We start from the raw sequence: 16,617 nt of genomic DNA on the forward strand, positions 1-16,617 counted from the left end.
TGCTTGTCCATAGTTAGTTGGATAACTGACTCAGATACGCCCGGACGGTCCCCGCCGGCACCACTGTTACGATTCAGCCCGGAGCCGTACTGGGGGGATGGATGGCAGCCAGGCAGCGCCGGATCACCTCGATCGATGTGGCCAGGGAAGCCGGGGTCTCGCAGACCACGGTCAGCTATGTGCTCAACAACGTGCCGCACCAGAAGATCTCCGAGGAGACCCGGAGCCGGATCTTCGCGGCGGTCGACAAGCTCGGCTACGCCCCCTCCGCCGCCGCGCGCACCCTGCGCCGGGGCCGCAGTGACCTGGTGCTGATCGTGCTGTCCGACGTGCCGCTCGGCGCCACGCTCGCCCAGCTCGTCGAGCACCTCACCGACGACCTCGAACGACACGGCCTGACCGCGATCACCCGGCGCGAACGCCGCCTGCCCGTGACGGCGCTCGCCCGCGAGCTGGAGCCGACCGCCATCGTCGCGTTCACCGCCATCTCCCCCGAAGACCGGGCGAGCCTGCGGGCGGCCGGCATCAAGGTGGTCAGCGCCCGGCTCGACGGCGGCGGCGAGAACGTCCTGACGCTGCCGCAGACCGAGATCGGCCGCCTTCAGGCCGGACATCTCGCCGCCACCGGCCGCCGCCGCATCGGCTACGCGGCGCCGGACGATCCACGCGTCCGCGACTTCTACCACCTGCGTCTCGGCGGCGTCCGCCAAGCCTGCGCCGAGCTGGGGCTGGAGCCGCCGGACGTACGCGATGTGCCGCTCGACACGGCCACGGCCGCCGAGGTGGCGCGCGGCTGGCACGGTGCGGGCGTCGACGGCGTCTGCGCCTACAACGACGAGACCGCGTTCGCGCTGCTGGCCGGGATGCGGGCGGCGGGCCTGGCCGCCCCCGGCGACCTCGCGGTGATCGGCGTGGACGACATCCCGCTCGCGCCCTTCGCCGTGCCGCCCCTGACCACGGTCGACCAGCACACCCAGACGGTGGCCGAGCACCTGACGGAGATGATCCTGCGGGCCGACGGCGCGCGCTCCCCGCAGTCTCCTCGGACGGAGACCGCGAGCCTGGTGATCCGCGAGTCCGCCTGATCCGGGGTCCGAGGAGAGCGGCCGGCTCCTCGCGGCATAGCGCGTAGACGCGAAAACGCGTTGCCGTAGATCCCCGCGAAACGTAGGGTTTTGCGCTCGTGGTCACTGTGGTGGAGAGGGTCCTTCCTGCCCGGCTGGGGACAGGGTTTCGGTGGTTGCTGGCCTCGAGCTGGCTGACGAATCTCGGTGACGGGGTGGCGGCGGCCGCGGGCCCGCTGCTGATCGCGACATTGACTCGCGACCCGCTGCTGATTTCGCTGTCGGCCCTGGTGGGCTGGGCGCCGCCGTTGCTGTTCGGCCTGTACGCGGGCGTGCTGTCGGATCGGCGCGACCGGCGCAGGATCGTGCTCGTCGCGAACGCGGTACGGGTCATGGTGCTAACGGTGCTGGTCGCGCTCATGGTGACCGGCACCGTGACCGTGGTGACGGCACTGGCGGCGCTCACGCTCCGATCCATCGCCGAGGTGTTCGCCGACAACGCGACGGCCACGCTGACGCCCATGATGGTCGGCAAGGACGATCTCGTCATCGCCAACGCCCGCCTGGGCACGGGGTTCATCACGCTCAATCAGCTCGCCGGGCCGCCGATCGGCGCGGCGCTGTTCGGCCTGGGCTTCACCTGGCCATTCGCGAGCCAGCTGCTCCTGGTGATGGCGGGGATCGTCCTGGTCTCGCGGATCACCTTGCCGCCGCACGGCCGACAGGCCGACGGCCCCAAGCCCGACACCGTACGGGAACTCATCGCCGGGTTCACCTGGACCATGCGGCACGCGCCGGTCCGCACGCTGGCGCTCACCATCCTGATCTTCAACTTCACGTTCGGCGCGGCCTGGTCGGTTCTCGTCCTCTACACCCAGGAACAGCTCGGTCTGGGCGCCATGGGGTTCGGCCTGATGACCACCGTCGGCGCGATCGGCGGCCTGATCGGCACCGGCCTGTACGGGGCCATCACCCGCGGCGTGAGTCTCGGCGCCCTGATGCGGATCGGACTCATCATCGAGACGTTCACCCACCTGGGCCTGGCCCTGACCCATTCACCGTGGGTCGCCGGGGCCATCTTCCTGGTCTTCGGCGCGCACGCGTTCATCTGGGGCACGACCTCGACCACCGTCCGCCAGCGCGCGGTCCCGCACGAACTCCAGGGCCGGGTGGGCAGTGTCTACACCATCTGCTGCTACGCCGGTCTGGTGGTCGGCACGTTGATCGGCGGTGTCCTGGCCACCCGCTTCGGTGTCGCGGCGCCCTTCTGGTTCGCCTTCGCCGGCTCCGCGGTGTTCGTCGTGCTGCTGTGGCGGCAGCTCATGCTCATCGCCCACGACGACTGAGTAGGCTGGCCGCTGCTTCCCGACCAGTGAAGGAGACGCTGATGACCGCCGACGCGACGATGGCCCGGATCGGCCAGGGGGTGGAGTTACATCACCACCGAGGTCAGCCTGACGCCGCTCGCGAGCTGTTCGCGCAGATCTGGGATGACATCGGCGGCGAGCAAGGCGATCCGCTGCATGTCTGCGTTCTCGCCCACTCGATGGCCGATGTGCAGGACGACGTGCACCAGGAGCTGATGTGGGATCTGCGGGCGCTCGCCGCCGCCGATCGGGTCACCGATGAGCAGGTGGCGCAGGTCGGGGTGGCGCTTCCGGTGGCGGGCCTGTATCCGTCGTTGCACCTGAACTTGAGTGAGTGCTACCGCAAGCTGGGCGATCTCGGTCGTGCCCGTGAGCACCTCCAGCAGGCCAGAGCCGGGATCGGCGCGCTTGGTGACGACGACTACGGGCGGCTCATCAAGGACGGCCTGGAGCGGGTGGCCGAGCAGCTGGATGACGCCACCTGATCGCGAGCCTCCGCGCGCGTTGCGCCCTATACCACGGCGTTATAGGCAAATTGGGAGGTATCACTTAGGTCACTCGCGATGCGAGTCTGAGTGCAACCCCAGCCGGCCGGGGCTCGTCCACTCCACCCCCCTGAGGAGCAACGAGCGTGAACCCCAAGCTCAGGTTGGGCGCTGCCGCCATACTCGCGTTAGCCCTGACCATCACCGCACCGGCGGGCGTCACAAGCGCGACCGCCCAGGCGGCCGACCCACCCTCACCCTCGGAACGCGGCACCGCGGTGGCGACCGCGCAGAGCGTCATCGCGTCCAACCGGACGCAGCTCCTGGCCGCCGACCAGGACGCCTTCTCCCTGTCGTCGACCATCGCCGGCGTCAACGGCATCCAGCACCTCACGTACACGCGTACCTACGCCGGCCTGCCCGTCTACGGTGGCGAGGTAGTCGTCACGACCGACAAGTCCGGCAAGGCCGTCAGCACGATCGACACCGGCCAGCAGGCGAAGATCGCCCTGGACACCAAGCCGCAGATCGCCGCGCAGGCGGCGGCGGACACGGCCCGCAACGTGGCGCCCAAGGCCACCTCGATCAGCACGCCGACTCTCGTGGTGCACGCCGCCACGACCACGCCACGCCTGGCATGGGAGGTCGTGGCCGCCACCGCCGACCAGTCGAGCATCATGCACGTGTACGTGGACGCGCGTGACGGCCAGGTCATCGACAAGTGGGACCAGGTGGTCGACGGCACCGGCAACAGCTACTACAACGGCAACCCGGTCACCATCGCCACGTCCCCGTCGTACCGGATGGTCGACCCCACGCGCACCGGCGTCCAGTGCGGTGGCCAGAACGGCTCGGTGTACACCAAGACGACCGACAGCTGGGGCAACGGCAGCGGCACGAACCTGGAGACGGCCTGCGTCGACGCGCTCTTCGCGGTCCAGCACGAATGGAGCATGCTCAGCGAGTGGCTCGGTCGCAACGGCATCAACGGCTCGGGCCGCGGCTACCCCGCGAGGGTCGGGCTGAACGACGCCAACGCCTTCTGGAACGGGTCGTACGCCTCCTTCGGCCGCAACTCCGCGAGCACCAGGCAGGCCACGTCGATGGACGTCGTCGGGCACGAGTTCGGCCACGGCGTCTTCCAGTTCTCCGGCGGCAGCAGCGGCAGCGGCAACGAGGCCGGCGGCCTGAACGAGTCGACGGGTGACATCTTCGGGGCGCTGACCGAGGCGTACGCCAACGAGCCGGCCAGCCTCGACCCGCCCGACTACCTGGTCGGCGAGGAGGTCAATCTGGTGGGAAGCGGCGAGATCAGGAACATGTACAACCCGTCGGCGGAGGGCGACCCGAACTGCTACAGCTCCTCCATCCCGAGCACCGAGGTGCACGCGGCGGCCGGACCGCAGAACCACTGGTTCTACCTGCTGGCCGAGGGCACGAACCCGAGCGGTAAGCCGGCCAGCAGCCGGTGCGACGGCGGCGCGGCCATCACCGGCGTCGGCATCCGCAAGGCGGGCCAGATCTTCCAGACCGGCCTGAACATGAAGACGGCGCCGTGGACGCACGCCAAGGCCCGCGTGGCCACGCTGCGGGCGGCCAAGACGCTGTTCACCGGCTGTGTCGAGTTCAACGTCGTCAAGGCGGCCTGGAGCGGGGTGAACGTACCCGCGCAGAGCGGCGAGCCGACCTGTCCCTGAGCATGATGGCGCCCTGTTCAGCACGGATCTACCGTAATCCGCCTGAGCAGGGCGCTTCCGGCCGTCTCAGGGCGCTTGTTCGCTCGTCACCTCGGCGGGTGACTGAAGCTTGGCCATGATCCGGTCGAGGGCGGCCAGTTCCGCCGGCTCCAGCGCCAGCAGGGAGCGCGGTGGCCGGGCCAGGATGCGTTCGGCCTGTTCGGCGGCGGCGACGCCGTCCGGAGTGAGGGTGACGAGCTTGGAGCGGCGATCGTCGGGATGCACGCTGCGCTCGACGTAGCCCGCCTGCTCCAGGTTGTCCACGACCAGCGTGGTGTACGGCTTCTCCGTGCCCAGGCGGGCGGTCAGCTCGCGCATGGTGAGCGGGCCGCCCAGCAGGCGGCGCAGCGCCTTGGCCCGGAAGAAGCTCATGCCGAGCGTGTCGGCGACCTCCTTGCGGCGGTTTTCCTGCTTCAGGACGAGGAAGCACATGGCCGCCCAGGAACGGGCGACGGCGTCCTGCGTGGCCTCGCCGGTCCCGCTGTCGTTCGTCGCGTCGCTCATACGGTGCCCGCCATCCTGTGGATGAGCCGCTCCGTCGTGTGCTCGGCGGTACGCCTGGCCCAGCGGCTCGTGGTGAGGATACCGAGCACCAGCACGACCGCGCCGGATGCCGTGCAGATCCACCAGCCGATGTGGCTGGCCTGCGGGAAACCCGTACGCCATGGTCCCTGAACGGCGGCGGCGACCAATGATCCGAGCACCGCGACGCCCAGTGCCTGGCCGATCTGGCGGCTGGTGGAGGCCACGGCGGCGGCGACCCCGGCCTGGGCGTTCGGCATGCCGGAGACGGCGGTGTTCGTGATCGGGGCGTTGACCATGCCGAAGCCGAGCCCGAAGACCACGTACGAGGCTATGAGCTGCCACGTCGGGGTGTCGGCGGTGAGCCCGGTCAGGATCAGCGCGCTCACGGACATGGCGCCGCCCGCGACGATCAGCGGCACGCGCGGCCCGGCGCCGCCGACGATCCGCCCGGACAGCGGCGCGCACACCACCGTCAGCCCGGCCATCGGCAGGGTCAGCAGCCCCGCGTGCAGCGCCGAGTAGCCGAGGACGTCCTGCAGGTAGAGGGTGTTGAGGAAGAGGAACCCGCCGAGCGAGGCGAACGCGCAGATCGCGATGACCGTCGCCCCCGCGAAGGGGACGCTGCGGAAGAACCTCGGGTTGATCAGTGGTTCCGCCCGGCGCAGCTCGTACGGGATGAGCAGCGTCAGTGCCAGCGCGGCCGCCCCGCAGCAGGCGATGGTCTGCCCCGAGCCCCACCCGGCGGACGGCGCCTCGATGACACCGTACGTCAGCCCGGCCAGCAGCACGATGACCAGGAGCTGCCCGACGGGATCCATCGGGCGGGCCCGCGGGGCTCGCGACTCGGGCACGAACAAGGCGCACAGGACGAGCGCGGCCAGCCCCACGGGAATGTTGATCCAGAAGATCGTCTGCCAGGTGCCCCAATCCACCAGCACCCCGCCGATCACGGGCCCCAGGGCCATGCTGATCCCGACCACGCCACCCCACACGCCGATGGCGCGCGCCCGCTCCCTCGGATCGGTGAACGTGTTCGTGATGATCGACATGGCGACCGGGTTGAGCATGGAGCCGCCGACGGCCTGCAGCGCCCGCGCGGCGACCAGCCAGCCGAGGCTCGGCGCGAGCGAGCACAGCAGGGAGCCCAGCGTGAACAGCGCCAGACCGGTCTGGAAGGTGCGGCGTCGCCCGAACCGGTCCGCGGTCGAGCCGGAGAGCATGAGCATGCTGGCCAGCACGACCGTGTAGGCGACGATGATCCACTGCAGGCCGGAGACGGAGGCGTGCAGGTCGCGCTGGATGGCGGGCAGGGCGACGTTCACGATCGTATTGTCCAGGCCCACGATGAACAGGCTCAGGCAGCAGATCGCGAGGATGAGCAGCCGCCGCCGGCGATCCGGCCCGGGCGGCTCGGTCTCCTGGAGGGTGGCGACGGGCTCATTAGTTGCTGGCATATAACAATTATATTCATGGAACCAAATGTCGGGCTAGGCGCGGGTCTTGTGCTCCTCTCGGGGCTGCGGCTACGTTTACGGATACGTCTCACTTCTACGTATCAGTAATAGGGGTGAAAGACGTGCCCCAACGCCGTCACCCCCGACCTCAGGGACCCCTCATGAAGCTGGAAAGCCTTGTCGCCGCCCTTCCCCTGGAGCGGAAGGTGAGGCTGCTCACCGGTGCCGACTTCTGGTCGCTCCACCCCGAACCGGCCGTCGGCCTGCGCCGGCTGGTCGTCTCGGACGGCCCGGCCGGTGTCCGCGGCGAGATCTGGGACGAGCGCGACACCTCCGTGAACGTGCCCTCGCCCACCGCCCTAGCCGCCACCTGGGACGAGACCCGCGTCGAGGCGATCGGCCGCCTGCTGGCCGCCGAGTCGCGGCGTAAGGGGGTGGACGTCCTGCTCGCCCCCACGGTCAACCTGCACAGGTCCCCGTACGGCGGGCGCCACTTCGAGTGCTTCAGCGAGGACCCGCTGCTGACGGCCAGGATCGGCGTCGCGTACGTACGGGGCGTGCAGGGCGGGGGAGTGGGCGCGACGGTCAAGCACTTCGTCGCCAACGACTCCGAGACCCAGCGGATGACCCTCGACGCCCGTGTGGACGAGCGGACGCTCCGCGAGCTCTACCTGGCGCCCTTCGAGGCCATCGTCCGGGAGGGCGAGGTGTGGGCGGTGATGGCCGCCTACAACGGCGTGAACGGCGCGACCATGACCGAGAACCCGCTGCTGCAGGACGTCCTGCGGGAGGAGTGGGGGTTCGACGGGGTCGTGATGTCCGACTGGTTCGCCACCCGTTCGACGGCGGCGGCCGGTAACGCGGCGCTCGACCTGGTGATGCCCGGGCCGTCGGGTCCGTGGGGCGAGGCGCTGGTGGCGGCGGTACGGGCGGGCACGGTTCCGGAGTCGGCCGTGGACGAGAAGGTGCTGCGCATCCTCCGCCTGGCCGCCCGGGTCGGCGCCCTGGACAACGACACTGCCGACACCGCCGGCACCGCTGCCGGCGCGGCGTACACGGAGGAGCGGGTCGCGGCCGAAGTGCGTGCCACGGCGGCCGCCGGGTTCGTGCTGGTTCGCAACGAGGGTGGGGCGCTGCCCCTCGCCCCCGCCGAGCTGCGCGGGATCGCCGTCCTGGGGCCCAACGCGGAGGTCGCCAGGACCCTGGGCGGTGGGAGCGCCACCGTGTTCCCGCCGTACACGGTCTCCCCGCTGGACGGCCTGCGGGCGGCGGTCGGCGACGGTGTCGAGGTGACGCACGCCATCGGCGTCGTCGCGCACACCCGCACGCCGATCGCGCGGGCCCCCTGGCTCTGCCTGCCCGACGGTACGGATCACGGTGCTGAGGTGAGATACCTCGACGAGAACGGCTCCGTGCTCGCGGTGGAGCGGCGCGACGGGGGCGCGTTCAACTGGGTGATGGGCTCCTACCCAGAGGGGGTCGTGCCGGAGCGGCTCGCCGCGATCGAGGTCCGTGCCCTGATCAGGGCCACGGAGGCGGGTACGTACCTGATCGGCTCCTCCGGGCTCGGCCGGCACCGGCTCCTCATCGCGGGGGAGGAGGCCTACGACGCCGTGCTCACGCTGCCGCCGGGCGCGGACATGGTCGAGGCCATGCTGACGCCGCCGCAGCGGACCCACCCCGTCCGGCTCGCGGCGGGTGAGAGCGTCGAGGTCACGCTGGTACATGATCGCGAGCGTACGGAAGGCGGGCTGCCCGGCCCCGCGCTCCAGCTCAATCTGCAGACGCCGCACGGCACGGACGAGGAGGAGATCGAGCGGGCTGTCGCGCTGGCCCGCGCCGCCGACGTCGCCGTGGTGGTCGTGGGCACCAATGAGGAGGTCGAGAGCGAGGGGTTCGATCGGACGAGCCTCGCGCTGCCGGGGCGGCAGGACGAACTCGTCCGCCGCGTCGCCGCCGCCAACCCGCGCACGATCGTCGTGGTCAACTCCGGCGCCCCCGTCCTGCTGCCCTGGCACGAGGAGGTCGCCGCGGTCCTGCTCACGTGGTTCCCCGGGCAGGAGTACGGCAACGCGCTGGCCGACGTACTGCTCGGCCGCGTGGAGCCCGGCGGGCGGCTGCCCACCTCATGGCCCCTCCACGAGGGAGACCACGCCGCCACGCAGCCGGTCGACGGCGTGCTCGCCTACGACGAGGGACCGGCGATCGGCTACCGCGGCCAGATCGAGGCCCTGTACCCCTTCGGCCACGGCCTCGGCTACACGACCTGGGAGTACGGCGCCGCAGAGGTCCGCCACGTCGATGATGGTGCGGCGGGCGAGGTCACCGTTCGCGTACGGAACGCCGGCGACAGGTCCGGGCGTGAGGTCGTGCAGGTGTACGCGAGCCGCCCCGGCAGCGCCGTCGAGCGTCCCCGGCGCTGGCTGGCCGGGTTCGCCACGGTCGACGCGGCCCCCGGTGAGGAGGCCGCGGTGACGGTGACCGTCCGGCGGCGCGCCTTCGAACACTGGGACGTCGCGGCGGGCCGCTGGACCGTCGAGCCGGGCACCTTCCAGCTGGAGATCGGCTCCTCCTCGAACCCGAAGGCGCTTTCCGAGGCTCCCGGCCTCACCTTCGGGTAGCGAGCTTCGCTTCGGGTAGCGCCGAGGAGGTCGCGGACGTCCTCGGTGCTGCCTACCCTGTTGATCCAGGCGGCCTCCAGCCCCGATGCTTGTGCGTATGGGCGGTCGTGGGACGGTGTCGCCGGTCACGCTGGCGGCCGCGGGCGTCGCGCTGGGCCTGGTGGGCAACATGGCGACCGGCACCGTCGAAGTGGACGCGTGGTGGTGGAAGCCGCTCACCTGGGGCCTGACCGGCCTGTTCGGCCTGGTCGTCGTGATGGGCGCACTTGGCGCGAGGAAGGTCGCCCAGGTCACGCCGGTGGAGCCCGCGCTCGCCAAGCTCAGGGAGATGGTGAACAACCAGTGGTACAACGAGGCCACCCGGGTGCTGGGGCTGGGGCTGGACCCGATGCCCGTGCGGTGGAACCTGCGCGACGAGGCGCGCTTCGTCGAAGGTCCGCGCATCGGAGGGGAGATCACCTGGTCGGGATCGGGTGACCAGATCGAGGGGCTGGCTGACCGGTTCCGCGTGTCAGGCCGCCGCCTGGTCGTGCTGGGCGGCCCCGGCGCCGGCAAGACGACGCTGGCGATCCAGCTCGTACGCGAGTTGCTGAAGAGCCAGGACGGCTCGGTGCCGGTGCTGCTGACAATGAATGGCTGGGACGTCAAGGAGTATCCGCAGTTCGAGGATTGGCTGGTCGACCGGCTGGAGCAGACCTATCCGGCGCTGCCCGCGTACGGCAAGGACATGGCGCGCCGGCTCTTCCGCGACGGCAAGATCGTGCCGGTCCTCGACGGGCTGGACGAGATGCCGGCCGCCTCGTTACCCGGGGCGCTGGCCGAGCTCAACCAGGCGCTCCCCCCGGAGACCCAGCTCGTCCTCACCAGCCGCACCGCCGAGTACATCGCCGCTGCGCAGGCGCTGGGCCGGGCCGCCGTGATCGAGGCGGAGCCCATGTCGGCCGCTGCAGCCGCCGACTACCTGGACGGCATCCTCGCACGGACCGCTCCGCATCCCGGTTGGGAACGTCTGCTCGACCGGCTACTCGAGGACGGGCCGACGCCGCTGTCCGAGACCGTGTCCAGCCCTTTGGGGCTGTGGCTGCTGCGCACCGTCTACGGACCGGCCGCCGATCCGTCCCGGCTGCTCGACCCCGCCCGCTTCGCCACCGCGGCCGAGCTCCGCGCCCACCTGTTCGACCGGCTCGTCCCGGCGCTCATCGAGGCCCGCCCTCCCGCGCGGAAGGACGAGGCCGACCTGTTCCGGCCCAGCCGCGTCTACCAGCCCGAACAGGTCACCCAATGGCTCAGCTACCTGGCCACGCTGCTCGACCGCACCCCCGTCGAGGCCGAGGCCGTACCTCTGGGCGGCAAGAGCATCGGGGTCAGGGACTTCGCCTGGTGGCGGCTCGCGGCCTTGACCATGCGCCGGTCGCCCCCGGGGCCGGGAGTCACGGTCTTGGTGCTGGTGGCGAGCGTGGCCTGGGGAGGGGTACTCGCCACACTGGCGTTGGACGCCTTCACGTGGTGGTTCCTCGGCGGCGGTCTGGGGATCATCACCATGTATCAGGAAAGGTCCGGCAACCCGTACTGGGTGCGTGACCGGCCCGGCTACGCCGACCTGCGGATCAGGCGGCGGATCTTCCCACTGCTCAACAAGCTGCTGGCCGGCTTCGCGATCGCGAGCGGGATAGCGCTTGGGTCCGCGCTGCTGGGCGGCGTCGTGCAGGCGGTGGTCAATCTCGTGACGGGCGCCGCGCTCACAGACGCGCTGGTGGGGGCATTCGTCGTGGCGGTGGTGTTCGGGCCGGGGATGCTGCTCGTCTTCGCGACGGAGGCGGTGGCCGAGTGGGCCGAGATTCCGGTGATGGACGGAAAGGCCAGCACGCCGCTCACGAGCTGGCGCGCGGACCGCAGGCTCAACCGGGTACGGCTGCTCGCCGGAGGGGCGCTCGGCGCGATCATCGGCGCCGCCCTGATCGGGGCGACGGGCGGATCCGCAGGTGAGATAGCGGTCGCGACCCTGGTCGCGACCATGGCCGGCATGACGTCCGGGCTCGTGTCAGGGCAGCACCACGCCTGGCCGGTCTACGAGCTGGCCGCCTTCCGCCTGGCCCGGCAGGGGCGGCTGCCGCGGCGGTTGATGGCGTTCCTGGACGACGCGCACCGCCTCGGGCTGCTGCGCGCGGTCGGGCCGCTCTACCAGTTCCGGCACGCCGAGTTCCACGACCATCTCGCTGGGCGTGGGACGCCGGTTACCACTTCCCGGCAGGCCATCACACCTCGTCCGCCTGTGCCTCGCCGCGCCGGCCGGGTGGTCACCCCCGTGCCCTTGCGTACGATCGAGACCCCTCGGAAGGTCAGCGGCCTCGCGTTCAGCCCGGACGGCACCCGCCTGGCCTGGACCGGCGAGGGCACCACCACGCTGGCGGACCTGACCGGCGGCCCCGAGCGCGTCTTCCGTCACAGCGGCCGCCTGTTCGCCCGCCTGCTGGACACGGGACCGATGGCGGCGATCAGTCCCGACGGCCGGCTGATCGCCTTCACCAGGGAACGCCTGGGCCTCAGGGACTTCGACGCCACCACCGGCAAGATCTGGATCGCCGACCTCGCCACCGGCGCCGAGCTCGTGGAGCTCGGCAACGACGGCGGCGTACAGGCGATGGCCTTCAGCCCTGACAGCGCCCGCCTGGCCGTCGGCGACACCGAGGCCGCCACTCGCATCTGGGACGTGACGGACGGCACCGAACTCCTGCGCATCGCGCACCTCGGCGGCCCTCACGGCCTCGCCTTCAGCCCCGACGGAACCCGCCTGGCCACCGCCTCCTCCAGCTCCTGGGGACGCGACCGGACCTGGGAGGCGGAGATCTGGGACTCGGAGACCGGCATAGCGCTGCTGCGGCTGCACGCATCGGATACCGAACTGTTCTCGTGGACGCGTGACGTGGCGTTCAGCCCCGACGGCACCCTGCTGGCCACCGCAGGCTCCGACGCCACCCGCGTCTGGGACGCCGGCTCCGGCGCGGCCCTCGTCACGCTGCGCGAGAAGGCCCGGCGCGTCGTGTTCAGCCCTGACGGCACCCTGCTGGCCGCCGCCGGATACGGTTCCGACGTCCGGCTCTGGGATGTCGGGGACGGTACGGAGGTATGGGAGATCCTGCGGGTCCCGCAGGGCCAGTGGTCCACCGCGGCGGCCTTCAGCCCCGACGGGCACCTGTTCGCCACCGTCGCGGAAGACAAGATCATCCAGTTGTGGGAGCTGTCTGGCTGACCCGTGAGCGGCGGCCGAGCAGTGCCAGCAGGCCGATCATGACCAGCCCGAGCGCCGTCAGTTCGGCCCGCTCGGTGAGGGTCGCGGCGTTGGCCAGCACTCCGAAGGCGGTGTGCGCCACCAGCGCCCCACCGGCCAGCGCGAGGCTGTGCCGGTCCGTCCACGCGCCGCTCGTCGTCCAGCGGCGGACCAGCCGCCACGCGAGCACCGCGAGGGCCGCGGCGGCCAGCATCGGCACCACCACCCAGTTGCCCCGGGTGAAGGCGGGCTGCGTGGCGCCGCCGAAGGGGAACAGGAGCGCCAGATAGCCGAACGCGACGAGGCCCCCGAAAGCCGCCACGGCCCACGAACCGGGCACCGCGCCCGTACCGGCGGCCGGAGCCGATGAGTGCCGCGCGGTCTGCGCCGTGTGCGGGGCGGTTTGCGATGTGCCGGGAACAGGGTGCGAGGCGCGGGGGACGACACGCAGTGCCAGCACCGCGAGCAGGGCCACGGCCGCCAGGCAGCCCGCAACCACCGGGAGCGGCGCCTGGTAGCCGGGGTCGATGAAGCCCGTCACGCTCAACCGCAGCAGCGCCGCGCCCAGCACGAACACCACCCCGGTCACCACCAGCCCGGTCCGCTTCAGGTACGGCCTGTCGCGCATGCCCGGGAACACCAGGTCGACCAGCAGGATCGGCAGCGCCACACTGAACACGGCGTGGTAGGGGAGGTTTAGCTCGGTGTACGCGCTGTTCAGCCCGAGGATCCTGGGCGCCCACCCGGCGACGCCGTACAGGGTGGGGCTGCTGAGCGCCTGCAACGCCAGGCCCTCCTCGACGATGCCGTACGCGAGCCCGAGCAGCACGATCGAGAGCCAGCCCGCGCCGCGCCGGCGTACCAGCTCGCGGATCAGCACGGTGCCCGCGCCGTAGATCGGCACCCACAGGAGCATCAGCCAGATCTGGCTCAGAGGCGGGTTGCCGAGGGTGAGCTCGGCGACGAGCGGGGTGATCACCGCGAGCAGCAGCGCGGCCCACCGGCGGCGTCCGCTGGAGTCTGTTGTGGTCATGCGGCCACGGTGCCGCGCGACGGGTGATCACCGCTGCTGCCGGAAGACCGCTCCATGGCAGCCTTGGTCGTCGTCCGGCAGTGACTTTGGTTGCTTACGCACGGGTCGGTGGCGGGCTAGCATCAGCGGTCATGTTCGTGGCCGGTGCGGAAGACGTACGGCCCGGCTGGATTCGGTCGCGGCGCGACTGGGCGGTCGGGGCGGGTGGGTTCATGCTCGCGCTCGCCGGCGCGGTCGGGGTCGTCTGGGGTGATCTGACGGGCGGCACGCCGGGCTGGTATCTGGTGGCCGATGTGGCGGGCGGCGCTCTGGCCTGCGCGGGGCTGTGGTTGTGCCGCAGATGGCCGGTGACCATGGGGCTGGCCGTCATCGCGCTGTCGGTGCCGGCCGCGGCCGCCTCGGTGGCGGCCGGGATCGCCACGCTGATCGTGGCCCTCTACCGGAAGCCGCCCGCCGCGATCGCGGTGGGGGTGGCGGGGGTGGCCGCGACGCTGGGCAGGTTCGCCTGGCGGCCGCCGGGGCTGGCGCCCTATCCGGTGTGGGCGTTGGTGGGCGTGCTGTTCGGCGGGGCGCTGACCGGCTGGGGGATGCTGGCGCGCACCCGGCGGGAGCTGGTGCTGTCGCTGGCCGAGCGGGCCCGCCGGGCCGAGGCCGACCAGCGGCTGCGAGCCGAAGAGGCGCGCCGGGCCGAGCGGATCGGCATCGCGCGGGAGATGCACGACGTCCTCGCCCACCGGCTGTCGTTGCTGGCGGTGCACGCGGGGGCGCTGGAGTTCAACGCGGACGCCACGCCGGGGGAGGTGGCCGACGCGGCGGGGGTGATCCGGTCGAGCGCGCGGCTGGCGCTGGAGGAGCTGCGGGCGGTGATCTCGGTGCTTCGCGAGGCGCCGCCGTCCGATGACGGCTCGCTGTCGCCCGGCCGCCCGGATCTCACGTCGCTCGTGGCGGAGTCCCGGAGCGCCGGGATGCGGGTCGAGCTGCGCGATCACGGGCTCCGGCTGGCCGACCTGCCGGAGGTCACCGGGCGCGCCGCTTACCGCATCGTCCAGGAGGGGCTCACGAACGCGCGCAAGCACGCGCCCGGCCAGCCGGTCACGGTCGTCATCTCCGGTACGGCGGGCGCCGAGCTGCGGGTCGAGGTACACAATCCGTCGCCTAGCGGGGCGGCTTCATCAGATCCGGGTGTGGGGAACGCCGGTCTCGGGACGACCGGGGCGGGGGCCGGGCTGGCCGGGTTGGCGGAGCGGGCGGTGCTGGCCGGCGGGCGGCTTGAGTGCGGGCCGGTGGTGGGTGGCGGGTTCCGGCTGGCGGCGTGGTTACCATGGCCGGTGTGAGTGAGCCGCAGCCGCAGTCGCCGCCACGGCCGTCGATCCGGGTGCTGATCGTCGACGACGACGCGCTTGTCCGCGCCGGTCTGACGTTGATGCTCAAAGGCGCGGCCGACCTCCAGGTGGTGGGGGCGGTGGCCGATGGCGGGGAGGTGGTGGCCGCGGTCGACGCGCACGCTCCCGACGTGGTGCTGATGGACATCCGGATGCCCGGCCTCGACGGCATCGAGGCGACCCGGCGGCTGCGTAGCCGGCCCCAGGCGCCCGAGGTGGTCGTGCTCACCACGTTCGACGCCGACGAGCACGTGTTCAAGGCGCTGCGGGCAGGGGCCGGCGGGTTCCTGCTCAAGGACACCCCGCCGGAGGGGATCGTCGATGCCATCCGCCGGGTCGTGGACGGCGAGCCGATCCTGTCCCCGAGCGTCACCCGGCGGCTGATCGCCCACCTGGTGCCCGAGGAGGAGAGCCGTCGCCGTGCCGACGCCCGGACGGTGCTGGCGCGGCTCAGCGAGCGGGAGCGTGAGGTCGCGCTGGCGGTGGGGCAGGGCAAGCCCAACGCGGTCATCGCCGCTGAGCTGCACATGAGCGTCGGCACGGTCAAGGGCTACATCTCGCGCATCCTCACCAAGGCGGCTCTGGACAACCGGGTCCAGCTCGCCCTGGTCGTCCACGATGCCGAAGGCGCGTCATGAACCCCGCGTGGAGGCTCGCAGGGTGAGCTCGATGGGGTGGATCCGCTCCGTCCCCGCCGAAGCCGTGCCCGACAGCAGGTCGAAGAGCAGCTCCGCGCACCGTACCCCCGCCTCCCTGGGCCGCAGGTCGATGGCGGTGATGGGCGGGTCGGCCAGCTGCATGGCGGGGCTGTCGACGCACGACGCGAGCAGCAGCTCGCGGCCCCCCTCGCGACGCGGGTCGCTTTCGTCCTCACGGCGGAGCAGGTCGCGGCCCTCCTCGCGCAGGAGCGGCAGCAGGTCCGTGGCCGATCCGGCGGGCCCGCACACCAGCGCGTCGATGCGCGGCTCCAGCGCCAGCAGCTCGCGGGCGGCCTCGTGGACCTCGCCCGCCGAGCAGTCGAAGGGGACCGTACGGACCAGCGGATCAACGTCGTGCCGGACGCACCAGTCGCGGAACCCCCGGTGTACGGAGGCGGCCCAGTCGCTCACGTCGCCGGCCACGATGAGCGCGGGACGGGTCGCGCCGGAGGCGCGCAGGTGGTCCATCAGGCGGCCCAGCATCTCGGCGTGTTCGGAGCGGACCACGCCGTCGGCCCGGCCGGTGCCGGTGAAGCGTTCGCAGGTGACCGTGGGCAGGCCGGTGTCCATGAGCTTGGCCACGATCGGGTCGTCGCCCAGGGGGTCGCCCAGCACGAGGCCGTCGACGCGCGGGGTGCGGCGGCCCGAGGTGATCAGCGTGACGTCGTAGTCGTTGTCGGCCGCCCCCTGCACGACCCCGAACACGAACGACATGTAGTAGGACGAGCGGGTGAGCACCTCCGGCACGTGCAGGCCGATGGTGCCGGTGCTCGCGCGGCGCAGGTGCCTGGCCGACCCGTTGGGTACGTAGCCGAGCGCGTCGGCGGCCTCCATCACCCTGGCCCTGGTCTCCTCCGACACCCGGCCGGACCCCCTGAGCGCGTCGGACGCGGTCGTCTTGGAGACCCCTGCCGTCTTGGCGACCGTGAGGATAGTGGCCGGCTCGTCTGCATGCACGCCCCGATGCTAGCCCCACCGGTGATC

General features: G+C 71.7%; 12 protein-coding genes. 8 read left to right on the forward strand and 4 right to left on the reverse strand.

What is annotated here, in order from left to right; all coding sequences use genetic code 11:
* The first annotated feature begins 101 nt into the window (after positions 1 to 101).
* The 4 genes from AB0L53_RS39440 (at position 102) to AB0L53_RS39455 (ending at position 4,613) form a co-directional block, all read left to right on the forward strand.
* A complete protein-coding gene (locus AB0L53_RS39440; protein ID WP_364005546.1) occupies positions 102 to 1,085 on the forward strand; it encodes a LacI family DNA-binding transcriptional regulator in 984 nt (327 codons plus the stop codon).
* 155 nt (positions 1,086 to 1,240) lie between these two features.
* Complete coding sequence (locus AB0L53_RS39445) at positions 1,241 to 2,410, forward strand: MFS transporter (RefSeq protein WP_364005549.1); 1,170 nt, start codon at positions 1,241 to 1,243, stop codon at positions 2,408 to 2,410.
* 41 nt (positions 2,411 to 2,451) lie between these two features.
* Positions 2,452 to 2,916: a hypothetical protein gene (locus tag AB0L53_RS39450; RefSeq protein ID WP_364005551.1), complete on the forward strand. Its 465-nt coding sequence runs from the start codon at positions 2,452 to 2,454 to the stop codon at positions 2,914 to 2,916.
* Between the two features lie 146 nt (positions 2,917 to 3,062).
* Positions 3,063 to 4,613 carry a M4 family metallopeptidase gene (locus AB0L53_RS39455; RefSeq protein WP_364005554.1) on the forward strand — a complete coding sequence of 517 codons (1,551 nt, stop codon included), beginning with the start codon at positions 3,063 to 3,065 and terminating at the stop codon, positions 4,611 to 4,613.
* Between the two features lie 66 nt (positions 4,614 to 4,679).
* Here AB0L53_RS39455 and AB0L53_RS39460 read toward each other — a convergent pair whose 3' ends face one another.
* On the reverse strand, positions 4,680 to 5,156 hold the full coding sequence (locus AB0L53_RS39460; RefSeq protein ID WP_364005557.1) for a MarR family transcriptional regulator: 477 nt from the start codon (positions 5,154 to 5,156) through the stop codon (positions 4,680 to 4,682).
* Positions 5,153 to 6,631, reverse strand: coding sequence for an MFS transporter (locus tag AB0L53_RS39465; protein ID WP_364005560.1), 1,479 nt, complete (start codon positions 6,629 to 6,631; stop codon positions 5,153 to 5,155). Before AB0L53_RS39465 ends, AB0L53_RS39460 begins: the two co-directional genes overlap by 4 nt.
* A gap of 161 nt (positions 6,632 to 6,792) precedes the next feature.
* Between AB0L53_RS39465 and AB0L53_RS39470 the strand changes: the two genes are divergently transcribed.
* Positions 6,793 to 9,252, forward strand: coding sequence for a glycoside hydrolase family 3 C-terminal domain-containing protein (locus AB0L53_RS39470; protein WP_364005563.1), 2,460 nt, complete (start codon positions 6,793 to 6,795; stop codon positions 9,250 to 9,252).
* Positions 9,253 to 9,349: 97 nt separating this feature from the next.
* Positions 9,350 to 12,502 carry an NACHT domain-containing protein gene (locus AB0L53_RS39475; RefSeq protein WP_364005565.1) on the forward strand — a complete coding sequence of 1,051 codons (3,153 nt, stop codon included), beginning with the start codon at positions 9,350 to 9,352 and terminating at the stop codon, positions 12,500 to 12,502.
* Here the strand turns inward: AB0L53_RS39475 and AB0L53_RS39480 are convergent.
* Positions 12,474 to 13,553: a hypothetical protein gene (locus tag AB0L53_RS39480; RefSeq protein ID WP_364005568.1), complete on the reverse strand. Its 1,080-nt coding sequence runs from the start codon at positions 13,551 to 13,553 to the stop codon at positions 12,474 to 12,476. The two genes, AB0L53_RS39475 and AB0L53_RS39480, sit on opposite strands and share 29 nt — an antisense overlap.
* Before the next feature lie 131 nt (positions 13,554 to 13,684).
* Between AB0L53_RS39480 and AB0L53_RS39485 the strand changes: the two genes are divergently transcribed.
* Positions 13,685 to 14,887 (forward strand): histidine kinase, encoded by a 1,203-nt coding sequence (locus AB0L53_RS39485; protein WP_364005571.1) that lies wholly within the window; start codon positions 13,685 to 13,687, stop codon positions 14,885 to 14,887.
* Positions 14,875 to 15,573, forward strand: coding sequence for a response regulator transcription factor (locus AB0L53_RS39490; RefSeq protein WP_364005574.1), 699 nt, complete (start codon positions 14,875 to 14,877; stop codon positions 15,571 to 15,573). Before AB0L53_RS39485 ends, AB0L53_RS39490 begins: the two co-directional genes overlap by 13 nt.
* Here AB0L53_RS39490 and AB0L53_RS39495 read toward each other — a convergent pair.
* On the reverse strand, positions 15,568 to 16,590 hold the full coding sequence (locus tag AB0L53_RS39495) for a LacI family DNA-binding transcriptional regulator (protein ID WP_364005577.1): 1,023 nt from the start codon (positions 16,588 to 16,590) through the stop codon (positions 15,568 to 15,570). The two genes, AB0L53_RS39490 and AB0L53_RS39495, sit on opposite strands and share 6 nt — an antisense overlap.
* Positions 16,591 to 16,617 lie beyond the last annotated feature (27 nt).

It is taken from the genome of Nonomuraea sp. NPDC052129 (assembly GCF_040680095.1).
Lineage (GTDB): Bacteria > Actinomycetota > Actinomycetes > Streptosporangiales > Streptosporangiaceae > Nonomuraea.

Bases quoted from the DNA above. Each gene is read 5' to 3' on its own strand.
- AB0L53_RS39440 (WP_364005546.1), top strand. From the start codon at position 102: ATGGCAGCCAGGCAGCGCCGGATCACCTCGATCGATGTGGCCAGGGAA.
- AB0L53_RS39450 (WP_364005551.1), top strand. From the start codon at position 2,452: ATGACCGCCGACGCGACGATGGCCCGGATCGGCCAGGGGGTGGAGTTA.
- AB0L53_RS39460 (WP_364005557.1), bottom strand. From the start codon at position 5,156: ATGAGCGACGCGACGAACGACAGCGGGACCGGCGAGGCCACGCAGGAC.
- AB0L53_RS39465 (WP_364005560.1), bottom strand. From the start codon at position 6,631: ATGCCAGCAACTAATGAGCCCGTCGCCACCCTCCAGGAGACCGAGCCG.
- AB0L53_RS39470 (WP_364005563.1), top strand. From the start codon at position 6,793: ATGAAGCTGGAAAGCCTTGTCGCCGCCCTTCCCCTGGAGCGGAAGGTG.
- AB0L53_RS39475 (WP_364005565.1), top strand. From the start codon at position 9,350: ATGGGCGGTCGTGGGACGGTGTCGCCGGTCACGCTGGCGGCCGCGGGC.
- AB0L53_RS39480 (WP_364005568.1), bottom strand. From the start codon at position 13,553: ATGACCACAACAGACTCCAGCGGACGCCGCCGGTGGGCCGCGCTGCTG.
- AB0L53_RS39485 (WP_364005571.1), top strand. From the start codon at position 13,685: ATGTTCGTGGCCGGTGCGGAAGACGTACGGCCCGGCTGGATTCGGTCG.
- AB0L53_RS39490 (WP_364005574.1), top strand. From the start codon at position 14,875: ATGGCCGGTGTGAGTGAGCCGCAGCCGCAGTCGCCGCCACGGCCGTCG.